Source organism: Aliigemmobacter aestuarii, from assembly GCF_004799285.1.
GTDB classification, from domain to species: Bacteria; Pseudomonadota; Alphaproteobacteria; order Rhodobacterales; family Rhodobacteraceae; genus Aliigemmobacter; species Aliigemmobacter aestuarii.
Genome location: NZ_SSND01000001.1, coordinates 815079 through 836539, shown reverse-complemented (window position 1 = coordinate 836539; position 21461 = coordinate 815079). Strand labels below are relative to the sequence as shown.

20 protein-coding genes are annotated in these 21461 nt (G+C 67.2%); 11 read left to right on the top strand and 9 right to left on the bottom strand.

Features of this window, described 5'->3' with window-relative positions; all coding sequences use genetic code 11:
- Nucleotides 1-33: 33 nt before the first annotated feature.
- Nucleotides 34-717, top strand: a complete 684-nt coding sequence (locus E7811_RS04005) for a rhomboid family intramembrane serine protease (protein WP_136393272.1) — start codon at nucleotides 34-36, stop codon at nucleotides 715-717.
- On the opposite strand, the gene murJ is transcribed toward E7811_RS04005, so the two are convergent.
- From murJ to E7811_RS03990, 3 genes are read right to left on the bottom strand one after another with little or no spacing between them, the layout of a single operon-like run.
- Nucleotides 708-2252 carry a murein biosynthesis integral membrane protein MurJ gene (gene murJ, locus E7811_RS04000; RefSeq protein WP_136393271.1) on the bottom strand — a complete coding sequence of 515 codons (1545 nt, stop codon included), beginning with the start codon at nucleotides 2250-2252 and terminating at the stop codon, nucleotides 708-710. The two genes, E7811_RS04005 and murJ, sit on opposite strands and share 10 nt — an antisense overlap.
- Complete coding sequence (locus E7811_RS03995; RefSeq protein WP_394345606.1) at nucleotides 2249-4960, bottom strand: [protein-PII] uridylyltransferase; 2712 nt, start codon at nucleotides 4958-4960, stop codon at nucleotides 2249-2251. Before E7811_RS03995 ends, murJ begins: the two co-directional genes overlap by 4 nt.
- A gap of 55 nt (nucleotides 4961-5015) precedes the next feature.
- Nucleotides 5016-6197: a penicillin-binding protein activator gene (locus tag E7811_RS03990; RefSeq protein ID WP_136393270.1), complete on the bottom strand. Its 1182-nt coding sequence runs from the start codon at nucleotides 6195-6197 to the stop codon at nucleotides 5016-5018.
- 98 nt (nucleotides 6198-6295) lie between these two features.
- Between E7811_RS03990 and rsmI the strand changes: the two genes are divergently transcribed.
- The 3 genes from rsmI to gshB all read left to right on the top strand — a co-directional run bounded on the left by rsmI (nucleotide 6296) and on the right by gshB (nucleotide 8832).
- Entirely contained in the window at nucleotides 6296-7171 is an 876-nt protein-coding gene (gene rsmI / locus E7811_RS03985; protein WP_136393269.1) for a 16S rRNA (cytidine(1402)-2'-O)-methyltransferase, read from the top strand.
- Nucleotides 7168-7521, top strand: a complete 354-nt coding sequence (locus E7811_RS03980) for a YraN family protein (RefSeq protein WP_136393268.1) — start codon at nucleotides 7168-7170, stop codon at nucleotides 7519-7521. Before rsmI ends, E7811_RS03980 begins: the two co-directional genes overlap by 4 nt.
- Before the next feature lie 366 nt (nucleotides 7522-7887).
- On the top strand, nucleotides 7888-8832 hold the full coding sequence (gene gshB, locus E7811_RS03975; protein ID WP_136393267.1) for a glutathione synthase: 945 nt from the start codon (nucleotides 7888-7890) through the stop codon (nucleotides 8830-8832).
- Between the two features lie 21 nt (nucleotides 8833-8853).
- Here the strand turns inward: gshB and E7811_RS03970 are convergent, their stop codons facing one another.
- The 4 genes from E7811_RS03970 to cobU all read right to left on the bottom strand — a co-directional run bounded on the left by E7811_RS03970 (nucleotide 8854) and on the right by cobU (nucleotide 12530).
- Nucleotides 8854-10368, bottom strand: coding sequence for a YifB family Mg chelatase-like AAA ATPase (locus tag E7811_RS03970; RefSeq protein WP_136393266.1), 1515 nt, complete (start codon nucleotides 10366-10368; stop codon nucleotides 8854-8856).
- A 56-nt stretch (nucleotides 10369-10424) separates the two neighbouring features.
- On the bottom strand, nucleotides 10425-11297 hold the full coding sequence (locus E7811_RS03965) for a glutathione S-transferase (protein WP_136393265.1): 873 nt from the start codon (nucleotides 11295-11297) through the stop codon (nucleotides 10425-10427).
- A gap of 97 nt (nucleotides 11298-11394) precedes the next feature.
- Nucleotides 11395-11973: a histidine phosphatase family protein gene (locus E7811_RS03960; RefSeq protein ID WP_136393264.1), complete on the bottom strand. Its 579-nt coding sequence runs from the start codon at nucleotides 11971-11973 to the stop codon at nucleotides 11395-11397.
- Nucleotides 11970-12530, bottom strand: coding sequence for a bifunctional adenosylcobinamide kinase/adenosylcobinamide-phosphate guanylyltransferase (gene cobU, locus E7811_RS03955; protein ID WP_136393263.1), 561 nt, complete (start codon nucleotides 12528-12530; stop codon nucleotides 11970-11972). The genes E7811_RS03960 and cobU overlap by 4 nt, the downstream gene beginning before the upstream one ends.
- 67 nt (nucleotides 12531-12597) lie before the next feature.
- Between cobU and E7811_RS03950 the strand changes: the two genes are divergently transcribed.
- The 4 genes from E7811_RS03950 to E7811_RS03935 all read left to right on the top strand — a co-directional run bounded on the left by E7811_RS03950 (nucleotide 12598) and on the right by E7811_RS03935 (nucleotide 16323).
- The gene (locus E7811_RS03950; protein WP_136393262.1) at nucleotides 12598-13473 is read left to right on the top strand and encodes an RNA polymerase factor sigma-32; all 876 of its coding nucleotides are present in this window, start codon (nucleotides 12598-12600) and stop codon (nucleotides 13471-13473) included.
- An 81-nt stretch (nucleotides 13474-13554) separates the two neighbouring features.
- Nucleotides 13555-14751, top strand: a complete 1197-nt coding sequence (coaBC, locus tag E7811_RS03945; protein WP_136394221.1) for a bifunctional phosphopantothenoylcysteine decarboxylase/phosphopantothenate--cysteine ligase CoaBC — start codon at nucleotides 13555-13557, stop codon at nucleotides 14749-14751.
- Between the two features lie 11 nt (nucleotides 14752-14762).
- Entirely contained in the window at nucleotides 14763-15230 is a 468-nt protein-coding gene (dut, locus tag E7811_RS03940; RefSeq protein WP_136394220.1) for a dUTP diphosphatase, read from the top strand.
- A gap of 37 nt (nucleotides 15231-15267) precedes the next feature.
- On the top strand, nucleotides 15268-16323 hold the full coding sequence (locus tag E7811_RS03935) for a HesA/MoeB/ThiF family protein (protein ID WP_394345592.1): 1056 nt from the start codon (nucleotides 15268-15270) through the stop codon (nucleotides 16321-16323).
- A gap of 48 nt (nucleotides 16324-16371) precedes the next feature.
- Here the strand turns inward: E7811_RS03935 and E7811_RS03930 are convergent, their stop codons facing one another.
- On the bottom strand, nucleotides 16372-16686 hold the full coding sequence (locus E7811_RS03930; RefSeq protein ID WP_246020206.1) for a hypothetical protein: 315 nt from the start codon (nucleotides 16684-16686) through the stop codon (nucleotides 16372-16374).
- Nucleotides 16687-16714: 28 nt separating this feature from the next.
- Nucleotides 16715-17347 (bottom strand): hypothetical protein, encoded by a 633-nt coding sequence (locus E7811_RS03925; RefSeq protein WP_136393260.1) that lies wholly within the window; start codon nucleotides 17345-17347, stop codon nucleotides 16715-16717.
- A gap of 235 nt (nucleotides 17348-17582) precedes the next feature.
- Between E7811_RS03925 and E7811_RS03920 the strand changes: the two genes are divergently transcribed.
- From E7811_RS03920 to E7811_RS03910, 3 genes are read left to right on the top strand one after another with little or no spacing between them, the layout of a single operon-like run.
- Nucleotides 17583-18374 (top strand): transporter substrate-binding domain-containing protein, encoded by a 792-nt coding sequence (locus E7811_RS03920; RefSeq protein ID WP_136393259.1) that lies wholly within the window; start codon nucleotides 17583-17585, stop codon nucleotides 18372-18374.
- Nucleotides 18375-18417: 43 nt separating this feature from the next.
- Nucleotides 18418-19215, top strand: a complete 798-nt coding sequence (locus E7811_RS03915) for an amino acid ABC transporter permease (RefSeq protein WP_136393258.1) — start codon at nucleotides 18418-18420, stop codon at nucleotides 19213-19215.
- 58 nt (nucleotides 19216-19273) lie between these two features.
- Nucleotides 19274-21301: a M3 family metallopeptidase gene (locus tag E7811_RS03910; protein WP_136393257.1), complete on the top strand. Its 2028-nt coding sequence runs from the start codon at nucleotides 19274-19276 to the stop codon at nucleotides 21299-21301.
- The last annotated feature ends 160 nt before the right edge of the window (nucleotides 21302-21461 follow it).

Genomic DNA, 21461 nt, shown 5'->3' with positions numbered 1-21461 from the left:
AATCGCGCCCCGGCCCGAAGCGATGAGGAACCCATGCGGCCCGGACATGATGCGCCCGTCTTCAATCCCCTGCCCTGGATCGTCTGGGTGCTGGCCCTGCCGGTGATCGCGGCCGAACTGTTCTTTGCGCTTGGCCAGAGCGGAATCATCGGCGGGCCGCAGGCGATCGGCTGGCGGCTGGATGCGGTGAACCTGTTCGGCTTCGCGCCCGACTTCCAGCGCGGGCTGGTGGCGCGCGGGATGTGGCTGGATCAGGGCTGGCTCAGGCTGCTGACCTATCCGGTCGCGCATCTGTCCTTCACGGATGCGCTGTTTTCGGTGGTGATCCTGCTGGCGATCGGCAACCTGATCGGGCGGGTGTTTTCGCCGGTTGCGATGGTGATCCTCTATTTCGGGTCGTCGGTCGCGACGGCCGCGCTTTACACCCTGATGGGGTTCGATGCGCCGCTTGTCGGTGCGGATGTGGCAGTCTACGGGCTGATCGGCGCCTTCACCTGGATGCGGTGGGCGCAGTATCCGGCAGGCCATCCCGAGCGGTATCAGGCCTTCACCCTGGCGGGGTTCCTGATCGGGCTGAGGGTGTTCTTCTGGTGGGTCTTCGGCGGGTCAATGGCCTGGGTTGCGGCGGTTCTGGCGGTGCCGGTGGGCTTTGGTCTGGCCATCCTCTGTGCGCCCGGCGGTCTGGCGCGGGTGCTGAACCGGATGCGTCAGCGCTGACGGCGCATGTTGCCGGTGATGTCCGACAGGCGGAACGCGCCGATCATCGCGCCCGAGCCGAAATAGCTGATCACCCCGATCCCGACGAGTGCAGCCAGCGCCACATAGCGCCAGAACGCCATGCCGAGCGCGGGGCCAAGGATCACCGTGCCAAGCCACAGGCACAGCCCCATGAAGGCGCTTGCGGCGATGATCCGGGGCCAGCGGCGGTGGAAACGGTCGTCGAATGTGGCGGCGATGCCCATTCCGCGCGCCCCCCACCACAGGAAACCGACCATTGCCCAGCCCGCCAGCGTGGTCGCCAGCGCCGCGGCGATGAAGCCGATGACCGGCGAAAGACCCACCGCGACAGCCGCATTCACCACCATCGCCAGGAGCGCGAACCAGAACGGCCGCCGCGTATCCTCGCGCGCGAAGTAAAGCGGTTGCAGCACCTTCTGCAGCACGAAGGCCGGCAGGCCCAGGCCATAGACCGCGACCGCGAAGGCGGTGGCGGCGGTGTCGTCGGGGCCGAACTTGCCGCGCTCGAACAGGACCGAGACCAGCGGGATCGGAATGACCACCAGCGCGACCGAGGCGGGGATCGTCAGCATCAGCGCGAATTCGCTCGCGCGCGATAAGGAATGGCGCCCGCCCTCTTCGTCGCCGGCCTTCAGGCGGCGCGACAGGTCGGGCAGAAGGACCACGCCGATGGCAATCGCGACAACCCCCAGCGGCAACTGGTAAAGGCGGTCGGCGTTGTAGAGCCAGGCCACGGCGGCATCGTAATAGCTGGCCACCTGACGACCGATCAGCAGGTTCACCTGAACCACGCCGCCCGCCAGCATCGCGGGTGCGGCGATCAGGGCAAGGCGCCTGAGGTCCGGCGTCAGTCGCGGCATCCGGGGGATCAGGCGGATGCCCGCGGATCGGGCCGCCCACCACACCAGCGCGAACTGTGCGATGCCTGCCACCGGCACCGTCCAGACCAGCGCCGTGCCGAAATCCCAACCGAGGCGCGGTGCAAGGCTCAGCGTGCCGATGAAAAGGACGTTCAGAAGGACGGGCGCCGCGGCAGCCGCGGCAAAGCGGCCCGTGGCGTTCAGGACACCCGAGGCCAGTGCCGCCAGCGAGATGAACAGGATGTAGGGAAAGGCGATGCGCCCGAAGTCCACCGACAGGGCAAAGCGTTCGTCCCCGGCATAGCCCGAGGCCATCAACCAGACGAGGCCCGGCATGAAGACCTGCGCCAGAAGCGTGACCGCCAGCACCACCGTGGCCAGCCCCGCCATCGCGTCGCGGGCAAAGTCCTCGGCATCCTCGCCGCCTTCCAGTTTCTTGGAAAACATCGGCACGAAGGCCATGTTGAAGGCGCCCTCGGCGAAGAAGCGGCGGAACATGTTGGGCAGGGCGAAGGCCACGATGAAGGCCTGCGCCACCGGCCCCGTGCCAAGCGCGGCGGCGATCCAGGCGTCGCGCACGAAACCCAGGATGCGGCTGGCCAGCGTCCAGCCGCCGACGGTCAGGAAGCCCCGGACGAGGCGGATCGGTTTCATGCCCTTGCTCTTTCCGCGCCTTCGGTGATCGCCTGGCGCAGTTTGCGTTCCAGCGCGTCCTGCTTGGACTTCGCGTGCAGCTTCAACCCGAACATGTCCTTGACATAGAAGCTGTCCACCACCTGCGCGCCGAAGGTCGCGATCACGGCGCTGGCGATATAGATATTGTTCGCTGCTAGGGTCCGGGTCAGGTCGTAAAGCAGGCCGGGACGGTCGCGGGTATCGACCTCGATGATCGTGTAGATGTCCGATCCCTCGTTGTCGAAGGTGATATGGGTCGGGAAGCGGAACTCGCGTTCGCGCTTTTTCACCTTGTCGCGGTCTGCCAGCGCCTCGCGCGGGACGACCTCGCCCTTCAGCGTCTTGTCGATCATCTGCCTCAGGCGGGGCAGGCGGGCGGCCTCATAGGGGTGGCCGTCGGCATCCTGCACCCAGAAGACAGCCGTCGCGTAGCCGTCCTTCGAGGTATAGGTGCGCGCATCGACGATGTTTGCGCCCACCAGCGCCAGCGCCCCCGCCAGACGCGAGAAGATGCCGGGATGGTCGGCCAGCGCGAAACAGGCGCGGGTTGCGTCGCGCGCGGTTTCGGGGTGCAGGTCGATCCGGATCTCGTCATCGCCGATCCGCTTCAGCAGCCGGGCAAAGACGGCATGGGTATCGGTGCCCAGTCCCTGCCAGTAGGGCGGATAGTGGCGCGCGAGTTCGGTGCGGATGTCCTTGCCGTCCCAGTCCGAAAGCGCTTCGCGCAGGTAGCGCTTCGCTTCGCTTTCGCGTTTTTCGCGGTTGAGGTTCTCAAGCCCGCCTTCCAGCGCCTCGGCCGTATCGCGGTGCAACTGGCGCAGCAGCATGGCCTTCCAGTTGTTCCAGGTTCCGGGGCCGACGCCGCGGATGTCGCAGACCGTCAGCACCGTCAGCAGGTCCAGCCGCCTGCGCGTCTTCACCACCTTGGCGAAGTCGCGCACCGTGCGCGGGTCGCCGATGTCGCGCTTCTGCGCCATGTCGGACATCAGGAGGTGATAGCGCACCAGCCATTCGACCGTTTCACATTCGTCGTCGCTCAGTCCCAGGCGCGGGGCGACGCGCCGCGCGATCTGCGCGCCCAGGATCGAATGATCCTCGGGGCGGCCCTTGCCGATGTCATGCAGCAAGAGCGCGACGTAAAGGATCTTGCGGTTCACGCCCTGCTTGAGGATGTCCGACGACAGCGGCAGTTCCTCGACCAGTTCGCCCCGTTCGATCTGCGCCAGGGTCGAGATGCACTGGATCGTGTGTTCGTCCACCGTGTAGTGGTGGTAGACGTTGAACTGCATCATCGCCACGATCGGTTCGAATTCCGGGATGAAGGCGGCCAGAACCCCCAGTTCGTTCATCCGGCGCAGCGCGCGTTCGGGGTTGCCGTGTTTCAGCATCAGGTCAAGGAAGATCCGGATCGCTTCCGGGTCTTCGCGCATGTCGTCGTCGATCAGGTCGAGGTTGGCCGTGATCAGCCGCATGACGTTGGGATGCAGAAGATAGCCCGTGCGCAGCGCCTCCTCGAAGATCCGCAGAAGGTTCAGCTTGTCCGAAAGGAACTCGGTCTCGTCCACGATGTCGATCCGGCCCTGCACCAGCTTCAGCCCCTTGCGCACGCGCTTGCGGCGGCGGAACAGCCCGATCAGGCTTGCCTCGCCCTTGGCGTGGCGGGCCTCAAGCTCGGTCAGGAAGACGCGGGTCAGTTCACCCACGCGGGTGGCATGGCGGAAATAGTCCTGCATGAAATGTTCGACCGCCCGTCGCCCGCCGCTGTCGGCATAGCCCATCCGGGCCGCCACCTCGACCTGCATGTCGAAGGTCAGCTGATCGACCGGGCGGTTGGCGATGTAATGCAGATGGCAGCGCACCGACCACAGGAACGCCTCGGCGCGGGCGAAGGTCTCATATTCCTCGCGCCTCAGAAGCCCGGCGCCGACAAGCCCTTCGGCATCAGGCACGCGGTGCAGGTATTTGCCGATCCAGTAAAGCGTCTGAAGGTCGCGCAGCCCGCCCTTGCCCTCTTTCACGTTGGGTTCCAGCACATAGCGCTGGCCGCCCTGGCGCTTGTGGCGTTCGGCCCTTTCGGCCAGCTTCGCCTCGATGAACTCGGGCCCGGTATTGCGGAACAGATCGTCCCAGAGCCTTTTGTCCAGTTCGCGCGCCAACCCCATGTCGCCCGCGATGAAGCGGTGTTCCAGAAGCGCGGTGCGGATCGTGATGTCCTCGCGTCCGAGGCGGACGCAGTCTTTCACCGTGCGGGTGGAATGGCCCACCTTCAGCTTCAGATCCCACAGGATGTACAGCAGCGATTCGATCACCGATTCAGCCCAGGGTGTGACCTTCCAGGGCGTGAGGAACAGCAGATCCACATCGGAATGGGGGGCCATCTCGGCCCGCCCGTAGCCACCCACCGCCAGAACGGCGATCCGTTCCGCCTCGGTCGGGTTCGGCAGCGGGTGCAGCAGGCGCGTCGCCACCGCCAGCGCGGCGATCACCAGCCCGTCGGTCATCGCCGCCTGCGCCCGCGTCAGCGCCCGCCCCTCGGCCGGATGGGCCGAGAACAGGGTCGACAGGCGGGCGTTCGCCTCGATCTTCGCGGCGGCAAGATGCGCCACCGCGATGGCACGCGAGGGCTTGCCCGCCTCCCCGCCGGGGTCGGCGGCGATGGCGGCCACGATGCCCTCGGGGTCGATCAGGTCGGCCCCGAGGGGAAAGGGAGAGGCGAAGCTTACGGGATGGGTCAGCGCCGGTTCAGAAACCGGCGCCTGCGAAGCTGCGGGGCGCGGGGTCAATCACGATCACCTGGTTGTTGCGGATCTCGGCCACGGCCAGACCGCGTTCGTTGGTGCCGTCGGGGCGCAGGCGGAAGATCCCGCCCACCCCGACGAAGCCGGCCCCTTGGGTCAGTGCGGCCCCGGTCAGCGCATCGGCCTTGCCCTGCTTGAGCAGCGCGCCGATGGCCGCGATGCCGTCATAGGCCAGACCCGAGATCGGGTGCGGCGCCTCGCCATAGGCGGCCTGATAGCGCGACTGATACTGCTGATAAAGCGCCGGATCAGGCAGCGCGAACCAGCCCCCCTGCACGCCGGGCAGGCTTTGCGTCGCGGCCGGAATGTCCCAGCGGGTCAGGCCGATGAACTTGGTGGTTTCGGGGTTGACCTGATTGTCGCGCAGAAGCTGCGTGACAAGCGGCAGCGCCCCGGCGCTGTCGGCCGTCAGGAAAAGCGCATCCGCCCCCGAGGCGCGCGCGGTGGCGGCAATGCCCGGAATCGCGCTGACGATCCCGTTCTGCGAGAATTCATAGCCCTGCGCCGCCACGACCGATCCCCCGGCGCGCGCGACGCCCTGTTCGATCGCGGCCTTGCCGATCTGACCTGCGGTGTTCTGGTCATAGACGACCATGACGCGCCGCTTGCCCTGACGGGCGGCATAGGTCGCAAGCCGGCTCGCCGTGTTCTGGAAGGTCGGCCCCATCACGAAGACGTTTCCGCCCGCAATGTCGGTGTTGTTCGAGAAGGACAGCACGTTGATCCCGCGCGCGGCAAGCGCCACGCCCACCGCGTTGGCCTCCTGCGCGAAGACGGGGCCCAGCACGATCTTCGCGCCCTCGTCGGCGGCCTTCAGCGCCATCGCCTGCGCCTGTCCGGGCTGGCCGGCGGTGTTGTAGACGCGCAGGTCGATCGCGACCCCGCCCAGATCGTTGATCGCCATCCGCGCCGCGTTCTGCAGCGACCGCGCCAGCAACTCGTCGCTGGCCTGGCCCGATCCGCCGGGCACCAGAAGCGCGACGGGAACCGGTTGCGAGGTGTCGACCCGGGGGCCACTGCGGCCGGCAAGATTCGGCGTCGGGACGCAGGCCGCAAGCGCGAGGGACGTGAAAAGGGCAACCAGAACGGCTGCCGACTTGCGGGCCAGACTCAAAACGGACAACATGCGCGGATTACCTCACTCCCTGGGTCGAGCAGTCTTCCGACCCTAAGCGGTTTGGCGCGTGAAGTAAACTTGTCAGGGACGATGGAAGGGGCAGCGACGTGACGATCGGCAAGAGCCGGCCTGCGGCGGCAGGGATTGCGCCGGGTCTGCATTTCATCGCCACGCCGATCGGCGCGGCCCGCGACATCACGCTGCGCGCGCTGGACCTGCTGGCCGGCGCCGATGTTCTGGTGGCCGAAGACACACGCAGCCTGAGGCACCTGATGGCGATCCACGGGATCGCGCTCGGCGGGCGCCCGCTCTGGGCTTATCACGATCACAACGGCGATCAGATGCGCCCCCGCATCATCGCCGCTCTCAAGGACGGGCGTTCGGTGGTCTATGCCTCCGAGGCCGGGACGCCCCTCGTCGCCGATCCCGGATACCAGCTGTCGCGCGCCGCAATCGAGGCGGGCCTTCCGGTCCTGGCGGCGCCGGGCCCCTCGGCCGTCCTCGCCGCGCTTTGCGTGGCGGGGCTGCCCTCCGACCGGTTCCTTTTTGCAGGCTTCCCGCCAGCGACAAGGGCGGCCCGGCGTGCCTTCCTTGCCGAACTGGCGCAGACCAAGGCGACGGTCGTCCTTTACGAATCCCCCAAGCGCGTTGGGGAAACATTAACCGAACTCTGCGAAACCTTCGGACAGACGCGGCAGGCTGCGCTATGCCGGGAACTGACCAAACGGTTCGAGGAAGTGGCGCGCGGCACGCTGGCGGAACTGGCCGAACGGTTCGGCGGGCGCGAGGTGAAGGGCGAGATCGTCCTTGTCATCGACCGCGCGGCCCCGGCCCGCGCCGGGGCGGCAGAGATGGAGGAGGCGCTGAAGATGGCGTTGCGGGACATGACGGTCAAGGATGCGGCCGCGGCGGTGGCCGATGCGCTGGGGTTGCCCCGTCGCGAGGTCTATCAGGCCGCCTTGCGCCTTGCGGGCGCGACATGAGCGGCGCGCGATCCTGGCATGCGGGACGGGCCGCCGAGCAGGCGGTCGCACGGCATTATGCAGGGCAGGGGCGATCCATCGCCGCCGAACGCTGGCGCGGCCATTCAGGCGAGATCGACCTGATCGCGCGGGATGGCGGGCGCGTGATCTTCATCGAGGTAAAGCAGAGCGCGACCCATGCCGAGGCGGCGCAGCATCTCGGTTCCCGCCAGATGGCGCGGATCTGGAATGCGGCGGCCGAATTCCTTGCCGGTGAACCCGCCGGACAGCTGACCGAATCGCGCTTCGACGTGGCGCTGGTGGATGGCGCGGGACGGATCGAGGTGATCGAGAACGCCTTCGCCGCATGATGGCGCGCGGCGGCGCATGACGGCGGCGCGTGACGGCGGCACGATGGGCGCCCGCGGCGCCATGGAGCGGGCGCGCCTGTCTTTCGAGACGTCGCCGGTTTGGTCCGTCGCTGATCTTACCCGTCGCCGGTTTGGCCCGTCGCCGATTTTGCCCGTCGGATTTCCGCCCGTCGCGCGTCTTGTCCCGCTTGCACCGGTCGCGCCTTGTGCGGACATGCGCCCTCCGGTCTGGGCCGCCGCCGTCTTGCTTCCCGCCCTCTTGCTTTCCGGTGTCGTGTTTCGTGGCGTCCTGCTTGCGATTGCATCCGGCGCGGGGCTGGGCCAAGAAAGGGGCCCACGCCCCCTGAATGTCATGCGGAGAACGCCATGGCCCTGAAAGTCGCCCTGCAGATGGACCCGATTGGGTCGATCAACATCAATGCCGATTCGACCTTTCGCATCGCGATCGAGGCTCAGGCGCGGGGGCATTCCCTGTTCTACTACACGCCCGACCGTCTGGCCTTTGTCGAGGGGCGGGTGATGGCGCGGGGCTGGCCGGTCACGCTGCGCCGCGAGGTCGGCAACCATGTCACCTTCGGGGACGAGGCCGAGGTGGATCTGGGCAGCTTCGACGTGGTCTGGCTGCGGCAGGACCCGCCCTTCGACATGGGCTACATCACCACCACCCATCTGCTGGAGATGATCCATCCCAAGACGCTGGTGGTGAACGACCCGTTCTGGGTGCGCAACTATCCTGAAAAGCTGCTGGTCCTGCGGTTCCCGGACCTGACCCCGCCGACCGCCATCGCGCGCGATCTGGCGACGATCCGTGCCTTCAAGGCGCGTCATGGCGACATCATCCTCAAGCCGCTTTACGGCAATGGCGGGGCGGGCGTGTTCCGGCTGGACCCGAACGACCGCAACCTCGCCTCGCTGCACGAGCTTTTCACCGGCATGAGCCGCGAGCCGCTGATCGTGCAGAAATTCCTGCCGGCGGTCGCGAAGGGCGACAAGCGCATCATCCTGGTGAACGGCGAGCCGGTGGGCGCCATCAACCGCGTGCCCCAGGCCGGCGAGACGCGGTCGAACATGCATGTGGGCGGGCGGCCCGAACAGGTCGGGCTGACCCCGCGCGATCTTGAGATCTGCGCCGCCATCGGCCCCACGCTGCGCGACAGCGGGCAGATCTTCGTCGGCATCGACGTGATCGGCGACTGGCTGACCGAGATCAACGTGACCTCGCCCACCGGCATACAGGAGCTGGAGCGGTTCGACGGGATCAACACTGCCGAACGGATCTGGCAGGTGATCGAGGAAAAGAGCCGCGGCTGAGGCCGCACCCCGGCGCGCGGCTCAGCCTGGGGTCGGCACGGCCAGCCGGTAGCTGACCGCCTCGGCCACATGCGGCTGGCGCACCCCGTCGGACCCGTCCAGATCGGCGATGGTGCGCGCGACGCGCAGCACCCGGTGATAGCCGCGCGCCGAAAGGCCAAAGCGTTCGGCCACCCGCGACAGCAGCGCGCGGCCCCCGGCATCCGGTGTCGCCACTTCGTCCAGAAGCGCGCCCTCGGCATCGGCATTGACCCGTGCATGGGGATGGCCCGCGAAGCGCCGCGCCTGCCGGTCGCGTGCCCGTTCCACCCGGGCGGCGACCACGGGCGAGGCATCACCCGAGGCGGGAAGGTCCAGGTCTGTATAGGCCACGGGCGGCACCTCGACCCGCAGGTCGAACCGGTCCATCAGCGGCCCCGAGATGCGCCCCAGATACTCTGCCCCGCAGGCCGGCACGCGTGCGCATGCCCGCGCCGGGTCGGCCATGTGGCCGCAGCGGCAGGGGTTTGCCGCGGCCACCAGAAGGAACCGGCAGGGATAGCGCACATGGGCATTGGCGCGGGCGACCACCACCTCGCCCGTCTCGATCGGCTGGCGCAGGGTTTCCAGTACGGTGCGCGGGAATTCGGGGAATTCGTCCATGAACAGGACGCCGTTGTGGGCAAGGCTGATCTCGCCCGGTTTCGCGCCGCGCCCGCCGCCCACGATCGCGGCCATCGAGGCGGTGTGATGGGGTTCGCGAAAGGGCCTGTCGCGGCTTATCCCGCCTTCGTTCAGCAGCCCCGCAAGCGAATGGATCATCGAGGTTTCCAGCGCCTCGGCTGCCGAAAGCGGCGGCAGGATGCCGGGCAGGCGCGCGGCCAGCATCGATTTGCCCGACCCGGGGCTGCCCACCATCAGCATGTGATGCCGTCCGGCCGCAGCGATTTCGAGCGCGCGCTTGGCGCGTTCCTGGCCCTTGACCTCGCGCAGGTCGCGGGGGTGGCCGGCACGGGCCACCTCGCCCGCCTCGGCCGGGGTCAGCGGCGCCTGCCCGGTGTAGTGGCGCACCACCTGGTCGAGCGAGGCGGGGGCCAGGACCTGCGTCGCCCCGACCCAGGCCGCCTCGGCCCCGCAGTCGCGCGGGCAAAGCAGCGCGCGGTCCGCGACCGCCGCCGCCATCGCGGCGGGCAGCGCCCCCACCACCGGCACCAGCCGCCCGTCCAGCGACAACTCGCCAAGGGCCACCGTGCGTTCGACATCGTCGGCCGGGATGATCTCCAGCGCGGCCAGCAGCGCCAGCGCGATCGGCAGGTCGAAATGCGAGCCTTCCTTGGGCAGGTCGGCGGGCGACAGGTTGATGGTGATCCGCTTTGAGGGCAGCGCGATCGACATCGCCGACAGCGCCGCCCGCACCCGTTCCTTGGCTTCGCTGACCGCCTTGTCGGGCAGGCCCACGACGGTGAACGACGGAAGCCCTGGCGCGGTGGCGCATTGCACTTCGACCATGCGCGCCTCGACCCCTTCGAAGGCGACCGTAAAGGCCCGTGCCACCATTGCCTGCGCTGCCCTTTGTTAACCCCTGTTAACCCGAGGCGTAGCGTGGAAATGGTTTACGAACGGTAAAGCGCCATGAAGGCGGGCCACGCTTCGGGGTCGGCCATGGTCTTGTCGCGGCAGAAGGCGTTGCAGAAGCCGAACCGCCGCCCGTCGAGTTCCAGAACATGCGTGACCGGGTCGCTCGAATAGGGGCAGGCGGCGTCTTCCGATGCTGTCCCGTCCACGGCCCGCGCGGGCAGCGGCACGGGGCCGGGCCAGGGCCGGATCGGATAGTCCCGGCGGTAAAACGCCTGATCCGGCCCGTCGACCATCCCCATCGCGCGCCAGCGGCGGAACGAGGGATGCGCCAGATGTGCCGCAACATAGGCGCGGGCGGGCCCGTCCACCGGCAGGTTGTAGGTGGCGATCCGCGTCGCAACCGGGGCAAAGAACACATCCACCGCCGAATAGGCGCCGCAAAGCCAGGGCCCGGTGGCGCCCGTGGCCGCGCGCGCCCAGTCCCAGATGACCTGAAGCCGGGCCAGATCGTCCAGCACCGCCTGCGGCGGGGCGCAATCCGTGTAGGACACGCGCAGGTTCATCGGGCAATGGCTGCGGAGCGCGGTGAAGCCTGCATGCATCTCGGCGGCCAGCGCCCGCGCCACGGCGCGGGCCTCGGGATCGGCGGGCCAGATCCCCGCCTCGGGGTGGCGGCTGGCCAGTTCCTCGGCGATGGCAAGGCTTTCGGGAACGACGGTTCCCGCCGGGGTGCGCATGGTGGGCGCGGTGCGCGCGGGATGGAAGGATTTCAGAAGGTTGGGCAGTTCGTTGGTATAAAGCCGGGCGCGATGCAGCCGGACCGGGATGCCGAAGGCGTAGAACAAAAGCCAGCCGCGCAGCGACCAGCTTGAATAGGCGCGGTCCCCGATCACAAGGTCATAGGTCATTCCGGCAATCCTTTGGCAATCCACGCGCAGGCTACGCCGTGGCGGAGACAGGCGAAAGGGGCGTTTCAGCAAGGCGGCAAAGCAGGGGGCAGGCCCGTCAGGGGCAGTGATTGACGATCCGTTCGATCCAGCCGGCCCCGTCCCGGTCCAGGCGCGTCACCGAAAGCGTGTCGATGCCCTGTGCCAGAACCTCGGCGGCGGAACAGCCGCGCGCGGCCTGAACCTGCGTCAGGATCGCCCCGAAATGGGCCACGACGACCAGGTCCGCGCCGGGATGCGCGCGGACAAGCCGATCCACCGCCGCCGAAACCCGCCCCGCCGCCGCGTTCCAGCTTTCGCCGCCGGGGGGCGCGATGTCGCCGGGGGTTTCCCAATAGGCCCGCGCCAGACCGGGATCGCGGGCGTCGACCTCGGTCCAGTGCAGCCCGTCCCAGTCGCCGAAATGGATCTCGCGCAGCGCCGGGTCATGCGGTAGGCGGGTCCGCCCCGTGGCCAGCGCATCGGCGGTCGCCACCGCCCGGATCAGGTCGGACGAGATCAGCAGGGCATCGGCAGGCAGGAATTCATTCAGCCTCGCCAGCGCCTCGGTATCGGAAAGATCGGCGGGCACGTCGCGCCAGCCGGTAAAGGTCTTCTGATGCGTCGGCCCGTGCCGTACCCACCAGAACCGGGTCATGCCATGCCGTCCGGCAACTGGCCCTTCAGCACGAAGGGCAGGCCGGCCATCACGCCGACAACAAGCCCGGCCGTCTCGGCGATCCTCTGGTTGAGCCGCCCCTGTTCGTCGCGGAACCGGCGTGCCAGCGCGTTTTCCGGCACGATCGACAGCCCCACCTCGTTCGAGACGACGACGACCGGCGCCGGGCAGGCCGAAAGCGCGGCCAGGAAGGATGCGGTTTCGGCGGCAAGGTCCGCCTCGGCCAGCATGACGTTGGTCAGCCAGAGGGTCGCGCAATCCAGCAGCACGACCTCGTCCGCGGCGACCTGTCGCAGCACGGCGCCCACGTCGCGCGGGGCCTCGACGGTGCGCCAGCCTTCGCCCCTGTCGGACCGGTGCGCGGCGATCCTGTCGCGCATCTCGTCATCCCAGGCTTCGGCGGTGGCCAGATAGACGCGGCCCCGGCCGCTGGCGGCAACCAGCCGCTCCGCAAATCGTGACTTGCCTGACCGTGCCCCGCCCAGGACCAATGAAAGATGTGGCAGGGATGGCGATTTTATTTTTGATCCGCTCACCCGGTTCCCTCGTAGCCCCTGCAATGATTGGCAAAACCGCCGAGAGCGACACCGACAGGGGGATGTCATGGCGCTAGACGGATATACAGACCAAACCATGTCGCGCCAAGCGATGCGCGCCGAACTTCTGGATGCCGAGACCGAGGCGCGGCTGGCCTATGCCTGGCGCGACCATCGGGACGAGGCGGCGCTGCACCGGCTGATCACGGCCTACATGCGGCTGGCAATCTCGATGGCGGCCAAGTTCCGCCGCTATGGCGCGCCGATGAACGACCTGATCCAGGAGGCGAGCCTTGGCCTGATGAAGGCCGCCGACAAGTTCGACCCGGACCGCGGCGTGCGCTTTTCGACCTATGCCGTATGGTGGATCAAGGCCAGCATCCAGGACTATGTGATGCGCAACTGGTCGATGGTGCGGACGGGTTCGACGAGCAGCCAGAAGGCGCTGTTCTTCAACATGCGCCGCGTCCAGGCGCGTCTGGAACGCGAGGCCGAAGCTGCGGGCATGACGCTCGATGCGCATCAGCTGCGCGAGAAGATCGCTTTGGATCTTGGCGTTCCGCTGTCGGATGTCGAGATGATGGAAGGCCGCCTGTCCGGGTCCGACTATTCGCTGAACGCCACCCAGTCGACAGACGAGGAAGGCCGCGAATGGATCGAGGCGCTGGAAGACGATGGCGCACAGGCCGCCGAGATCGTCGAGGGCGCGCATGATTCAGAACGCCTGCGGGGCTGGCTGGCGGCGGCACTTGCCACGCTGAACGCGCGCGAACGCTTCATCGTCACCGAACGCAAGCTGCGCGAAGAACCGCGCACCCTGGAATCGCTGGGTGAGGAGCTTGGCCTGTCGAAAGAACGTGTCCGCCAGCTTGAGGCTGCGGCCTTCGCCAAGCTGCGCCGCCATCTGGAAACCCAGTCGCGCGAAGTGCTGCACTTCCTCTAGGCGCATGGCGCGCGGCGACGCGGCGGTTGAGTTCGCGGCTTGCCCCGCCTATGGATTGGGGGTGCAACGGGCGAGGCGATCATGCTGGCGGGCAAGCGGATACTTCTGGTCATCGGGGGCGGCATCGCGGCCTACAAGTCGCTGGAGCTGATCCGGCTTTTGCGCACGGCAGGGGCGGGGGTCGTGCCCGTACTGACGCGCGCGGGTGGGGAATTCGTGACGCCGCTGTCCGTTTCGGCGCTGGCGGGCGAAAAGGTCTATCGCGATCTCTTTGACCTGACCGACGAGGCCGAGATGGGCCATATCCAGCTTTCGCGCGCCGCCGATCTGGTCGTTGTGGCCCCGGCCACGGCCGATCTGATGGCGAGGATGGCGGGGGGGCATGCCGATGACCTCGCCTCGACCCTCCTGATGGCAACGGACAAGCGGGTGCTGATCGCGCCGGCGATGAACGTGCGGATGTGGGAACATCCCGCGACGGCGCGCAATCTGGCGACGCTGCGGGGGGACGGCGTGCTGGTCGTGGGGCCGAACGCGGGCGAGATGGCCTGCGGCGAATACGGCCCCGGACGCATGGCCGAACCGGCAGAGATCCTCGCCGCGATCGAGGCCGCGCTTGCGGAGGGTCCGCTTGCGGGGCGGCATGTTCTGGTGACATCCGGGCCGACCCATGAACCGATCGACCCTGTGCGATACATCGCGAACCGGTCGTCGGGGGCACAGGGCACGGCGATTGCCGCCGGTTTGCGCGATCTGGGCGCGCGCGTGACCTTCGTCACCGGCCCCGCCACGGTACCGCCGCCGCCGGGCGTGACGGTCGTGCGCGTCGAAACCGCGCGCGAGATGCTGGCGGCGGTTCAGGCGGCGCTGCCCGCCGACGCGGCGGTGATGGCGGCGGCCGTCGCCGACTGGCGCGTGGCCAATGCCGCGGGCCAGAAGATGAAGAAGGACGGCTCGGGCAAGGCCCCGGCGCTGGAATTCGCCGAAAACCCCGACATCCTTGCCACCGTGTCGCGCATGACCGAGGGCCGCCCCCGGCTGGTCGTCGGATTTGCCGCCGAAACCGAACGGGTCGAGGATCACGCCCGCGCCAAGCGCGACCGGAAGGGTTGCGACTGGATCGTGGCCAATGACGTGTCGCCGGAAACCGGGATCATGGGCGGCAGCGAGAACGCGGTGACGCTGATCACGGATGCGGGTGCCGAACACTGGCCCCGGATGGGCAAGGATGCCGTCGCCCGGCAACTGGCCCGTCGCATCGCCGAGGCCCTGGCATGACCGGGCCCGCCATCCGCCCCGTGATCCGCATCCTTTGGGAGGACTGGGCCGACCGGTCCTTGCCCTTGCCCGCCTATGAAACCGCAGGCGCCGCCGGGGCTGACATCCGCGCGAACCTGCCCGAGCCGGACCGCGCTGCCGGGATCACCCTTCTGCCCATGCAGCGCCTGATCGTGCCGACCGGGATCCGGGTCGAGATTCCCGAAGGCTTCGAAATGCAGATCCGGCCCCGGTCCGGCCTTGCGCTTAAACACGGGATCACGCTGCCTAACACGCCCGGCACGATCGACAGCGACTATCGCGGCCCGCTGGGTGTGGCGCTGGTCAATCTGGGCGACGCGCCCTTTACCGTCGCACATGGCGACCGCGTGGCGCAGATGGTGGTCGCCCCGGTCGTGCAGGTGGGGTTCGCCGTGGTCGATGCGCTGAGCGACACCACCCGCGGCAACGGCGGTTTCGGCTCCACGGGGCGGCAATGAAGGGTGGCGGCCGGGGGCCGGCGATGGGGATGCTCGGGTGATCGGGCTTCTGGGGTTTCTGGCGCTGTTCCTGGCGCGCGGTTGGCTGCCCGGACGGCGGGCGTGGCTGGTGCTTTCGGCCGTCTGGCTGGGGTTTCTTCTGCTGATGCACGCGCCGTTCCTGCCGCAGCCCAATCCCGGCTCGCGCCTTGTGGGGGGGGACCTGCGGGCCTGGGGCCTTCTGGCGGTCTTGGCGGCGGGGGCTGCGGCCTATGCTGCCGTGCTGCGGCGCCTGCGGAACCGGATTGCCGTCCCGTCACCGGAACCCGCGCCGCGGGGCTCGGCCTTTGGCCCGGCGGAACTGGATCGCTACGCCCGCCACATCATCCTGCGCGAGATCGGCGGGCCGGGACAGAAGCGGCTCAACTCCGCGCGCGTCCTTGTTGTGGGGGCAGGGGGGCTGGGCAGCCCGGCGCTGCTTTATCTTGCGGCCTCCGGGGTGGGCACGATCGGCGTGATCGACGATGACGAGGTGGACAATTCGAACCTTCAGCGCCAGGTGATCCATACCGACGACCGGATCGGGATGGCCAAGGTATTTTCCGCAGAAGTGGCGATGAAGGCATTGAATCCTTTCATAGAAATCCGACCCTACAAGCGCCGCCTGACGGTCGATATCGCCACGGACCTGATCGGCGAATATGACCTGGTGCTGGACGGAACCGACAATTTCGACACCCGCTATCTGGTCAACCGCGCCTGCGTGGCCGCGGGCAAGCCGCTGATCGCGGGCGCGATCACCCAGTGGGAGGGCCAGATCTCGCTTTACGATCCGGCGCGCGGCGGCCCCTGCTATGAATGCGTCTTTCCCACCCGTCCGGCCCCTGGCCAGGTGCCGACCTGCGCCGAGGCGGGCGTTGCCGCACCCCTTCCGGGCGTCATCGGAACGATGATGGCGATGGAGGCGGTCAAACAGATCACCGGGGCTGGCGAAGGATTGCGCGGGCGGTTGGTGATCCACGATGCGCTTTATGCCGAAACACGAGTTATACGCACTAAGGCCAGCGACACATGCCCGGTCTGCGGGCATCTTCATGCCCGAATGTCGAGCTAGGGGCGAACCGCGCCTTGCGCACCGCGCGGCGCGGTTCGCGTTGTCTGATCAGCAATCCCCTGCCGGCAGCATCGTGATCGACGAGTACCGTCCGTCCGAGGTGACGATCTGTGCGCAGGCTCCGGTGGCGCGGTTGAACCAATAAGAGGTCAGACCTTCGGACCGGATCAGTTCATAGCCAAGGTTGGTAATGCCCATTTCAGCCTGTCCCGCCCGGGCCCCTTCAAAATCGCTCAGGTCCGAGGCACTGCCCACAGCGGGGGCGGAGACCAACGGTGCGGATTCCTCGACACACGCGCCGAGAAGAAAGAGAGCAGAAAAGCCTGCGGCGATTTTTGTAGCATTTTTCATGTCAGTTTCCATTCATTGAAAAGGGGTTCGCGCGTTTGCGTCAGTTGATGGAAAAGTCGACCGCATATTCGGCCGCCGCGCCACCGCGATTGACCACTTCCACCACATGATCACCGGATTGCCAAAGCTGCCCGGCATAGGGGGTGCCTGCCGGGATCAGATCCAACAGGAAGCTTTGGTCAGGATTGAATATCTGGTATTCGACCGAACCTTGCATCACCGTGACATTGACCGACAGGTTCTGATTGGCACTCGCGCCCAGAACATAACGCGTGCTGCTGCCCGGCGTCAGGGTCGAGGTGTAAGAAGCACCCGATGTTCCGGCTGCGAACTGAACGGTCACCGTGTCTGTCGTGGGCTCGCCCGAAGTGGGGGCACCGGCCATGGCACCGCCACCGTCATCGGCCGCCTCGGCTACGGCCAGTTCGCCGACAGCGCCATCGTTATAACCGATGCAACGCCATACTGTGCCGCCTGCATCCTTCAGCATGACAATCGTTCCTGCCTCGGAATACTCGCTGCTGAGGATCTCGCCGCCATTCTGGGCGTCGGGGCCGCCGACGGCACGCAGCTGATCAATGCATCCGTCGATCGCGGCTTGTTCATCTGCCATCACGGGCAGCGCAAGAAGGCAAATTGTGGCCGCCAGGGCGGGCGGAAGTATTCTGGGCATGATTGAGGTCCTTGTTAAGCAAAATCCCAAAAAGCGCGCAGGAACCACCTAACGTTATCCTGAACCGACCAAGCAACGCGCATCGTTGGAACCCTAGATTTTCACGCAAGAGAATGCAGGTCAATCGATTACCTGCGAGCGAAAGCCCCAGAAGACAAGGTCGAGCTTTCCGGCGCTGGACTCTCGGCCGGCGTAAGATACTCTTCTGTCAAACGTCCAACGCGGAGCCTGACTCATGAAACTGACCGCTGCCTTTGGCGCGATGGCCCTTTTCGCCAGCGCTGCCACCGCCACCTTCGCCGCCGACCTGCCCGACCTCGCCGGACGCGAGATCGTGGTTGTGACCGAAAACGCCTATCCGCCCCTGCAGTTCGTCGATGCCTCGGGTGCGGCGGTCGGCTGGGAATACGATGCGATGGCCGAAATCGCCAAGCGTCTGAACGCCACCGTGAAATATGAAAACATCAGCTGGGATGCGATGATCGCCGCCGTGTCCGAAGGCCAGTTCGACATGGGCATGACCGGGATCACCATCCGCGACGACCGCAAGGAAATGGTCGATTTCTCGGACGCCTACATGCGGTCGGAAATGGTGATGATGGTGCGCGGCGACGAGGCGCGCTTTACCGATGCGAAAAGCTTTGCCGCCGACGAAACCCTGCTGATGGCGGCCCAGCCCGGCACGACGCCCTTCTATGTCGGCGTCTACGAGGTGCTGGACGGCAACGAGGCCAACCCGCGCGTCAAGCTGTTTGAAACCTTCGGTGCGACGGTCGAGGCGCTCAAGGCCGGCGACGTCGATCTGGTGCTGACCGATGGCACCGCCGGCGCGGGCTATGTCGAGGCATCGAACGGCGGCCTGAAGATCATCGGCGAAAAGCTGGGGACCGAGGATTTCGGCTTCATCTTCCCCAAGGGGTCTGACCTTGTCGCACCGATGAATGCCGCGATCCAGTCGATGAAGGATGACGGCACGATCGACGCGCTGAACACCAAGTGGTTCCTCGAATACAAGATGGGCGGCTGAGCCCCGATCCCCCGGTCCGGCAACGGGCCGGGGGCTGTTGCCCATGCTGGGACCGTCACGGCAAACCGAAGATTTCCCATGGTGGCTGCTGATCCTGATCGGGGTCGGCGGCTGGCTGTTCCTTGAGGTCGCCACATCGGAAATCTACGCCCGCGTGTTGCAGACGCTGGTGAAGGGCATCGGCATCACCATCTTCGTCACGCTGGTGGGCTTCGGCCTTGCCGCCGTCCTCGGGCTTCTTCTGGCGGTGGCGGGGCTGTCGCGCTTTCTGGTCGTCCGGCAGGCCGCCCGGCTTTATGTCGAGATCGTGCGTGGCATCCCGATCATCGTGCTTCTGCTTTATGTCGCCTTCGTGCTGGCCCCGGCGATCGTCGCCGCCTGGAACTGGGCAACCGCGCCCCTCGGGCTTGAACCCTGGAAGACGCGTGATTTTCCCCTCATCTGGCGCGCGATCATCGCCCTGACCATCGCCTATTCGGCTTTCCTATCCGAGGTGTTCCGGGCGGGCCTCCTGTCGGTCGACAAGGGCCAGATCGAGGCCGCGCAGGCCCTGGGCCTGAACGGCTGGCAACGCTTTCGCCACATCGTCTTTCCCCAGGCGTTCCGGATGATCCTGCCGCCGCTCGGCAACGATTTCGTCGCGATGGTCAAGGACAGCTCGCTGGTGAGCGTCCTGGGCGTGACCGACATCACCCAGCTGGGCAAGGTAACGGCGGCGGGCAACTTCCGCTATTTCGAAACCTACAACGTCGTGGCGCTGGTCTACCTGACGATGACGATCACGCTGAGCCTTATCCTGCGCCGGATCGAGGCGCGGTTGCGCGGGCCCGACGCGCGCTGACCCGGCGCTGGACGTTTCGGCGGACGCTGCCTAGGTTGACCGTCAAAGGAGAGTGCCGATGACCAACCCGCTTCTGGAAGACTGGACCACACCCTTCGGTCTGCCCCCTTTCGACCGCATCCGGGACGAAGACTTCTTGCCCGCCGTTGATGCCGCGCTGGACGAGGCGCGCGCCGCCGTCGCGGCCGTCGCCGCCAGCCCCGAACCGCCCGGCTTTGCCAACACGATCGAGGCGCTGGATCTGGCCGACCGCAGGCTCGACCGGGTGCTGGGGGCCTTCTATGCCCTCGCAGGCGCCGACAGCAACGAGGCGCGCGAGGCGTTGATGCGCGACTTCGCCCCGAAACTGTCGGCCTATGCCTCCGAGGTAGTCTCGAACCCCGCCCTCTTCGCCCGGATCGACAGCCTCTGGCAGGCGCGCGACGATCTGGGTCTGTCGGCCGAACAGCGGCGCGTGCTGGACCTGACGCACCGCAATTTCCTGCGCGCGGGCGCACGGCTGGAAGGCGATGCCGCCGACCGGCTGAAAGAGGTCAAGATGCGCCTCTCGGTCCTCGGCACGCAGTTTTCCCAAAACCTCTTGGCGGACGAGCGCGACTGGTTCATGCCGCTGGCCAAAGCCGACCTGGAAGGCCTGCCCGATTTCGTCATCGAGGCCGCCCGCGCGGCCGGCGAGGACAAGGGCGCGCCCGGCCCCGTGGTCACGCTCAATCGGTCGCTGATCGTGCCCTTCCTGCAATTCTCTCCCCGCCGCGACCTGCGCCGCCGCGCCTATGAGGCCTGGGTGGCGCGCGGCGAGAATGGCGGCGACACCGACAACCGCGCCATTGCCGCCGAAATCCTGTCGCTGCGCGAGGAACGCGCGCGCCTTCTGGGCTATGCCGATTTCGCCGCCTTCAAGCTGGAAACGGAAATGGCAGGCTCGGCAGACCGGGTGCGCGACCTCTTGATGCGGGTCTGGGAACCGGCCCGCCGCGCCGCCCTTTCCGACGCGGCCCGGCTTGAGGCGATGCTGCGGGCGGACGGCTTCGATGGGCCGCTCGAACCCTGGGACTGGCGCTTTTACGCCGAACGGCGCCGCAAGGCGGAACACGACCTCGACGAGGCCGAACTCAAGCCCTTCTTCCAACTCGACCGCATGGTCGAGGCGGCCTTCGCCTGCGCGAACCGCTTGTTCGGGCTGGAGTTCGCACCCGTCGACGTCCCACTTTACCACCCGGATTGCCGGGCCTGGAACGTCACGCGCAACGGCGCGCATGTGGCGCTTTTCGTGGGCGACTATTTCGCGCGCGGATCGAAACGGTCCGGCGCCTGGTGCTCGGCGATGCGCAGCCAGCAGAAACTGGCAGGCGACATCCGGCCGATCGTGGTCAATGTCTGCAACTTCGCCAAGCCTCCGGCGGGCCGTGCGGCGCTTCTGTCCTATGACGACGCGCGCACGCTGTTCCACGAATTCGGCCATGCGCTGCACCAGATGCTGTCGGACGTGACCTATCAGCTGATTTCTGGCACGTCGGTGGCCCGCGATTTCGTGGAACTGCCCAGCCAGCTTTACGAACACTGGCTGGAAGTGCCCGAGGTCTTGGCCGAATTCGCCACCCATGCCGAAACCGGCCAGCCGATGCCGCGCGACCTGATCGACCGGATGCTGGGCGCCTCGACCTTCGACCAGGGCTTTGCCACGGTCGAATTCGTCGCCTCGGCGCTGGTCGACCTTGCCTTCCACGAAGGCGCGGCACCCGCCGACCCGATGCAGAGGCAGGCCGAGGTTCTGGAAGCCCTGGGGATGCCGCGCGCGATCCGGATGCGCCATGCCACGCCGCATTTCGCGCATGTCTTCTCGGGCGACGGATATTCCAGCGGCTATTACAGCTACATGTGGTCCGAGGTGATGGATGCCGACGCCTTCGCCGCTTTCGAGGAAGCCGGCGACCCGTTCGATCCGGAAACGGCGGCGCGACTGGAACGGTTCATCCTCTCGGCGGGGGGCTCGCGCCCGGCCGAAGAGCTTTATCTGGACTTCCGCGGCCGGATGCCGGGGGTCGAGGCGCTTTTGAAGGGCCGTGGGCTTCTGGGCGCGGCATGAGGGGGCGCTGCCCCCTGCGCCTTTCGTGCCGAAAGGCTACCCCCGGGGTATTTCGATCAGGTTGAAACGCATTTGAATCGAATTGTCCTTCAACCTGACGGAAATACCCTCGGGGGGTGAATTTGGCGAAGCCAAAGAGGGGGGCAGACAGCCCCCCTTC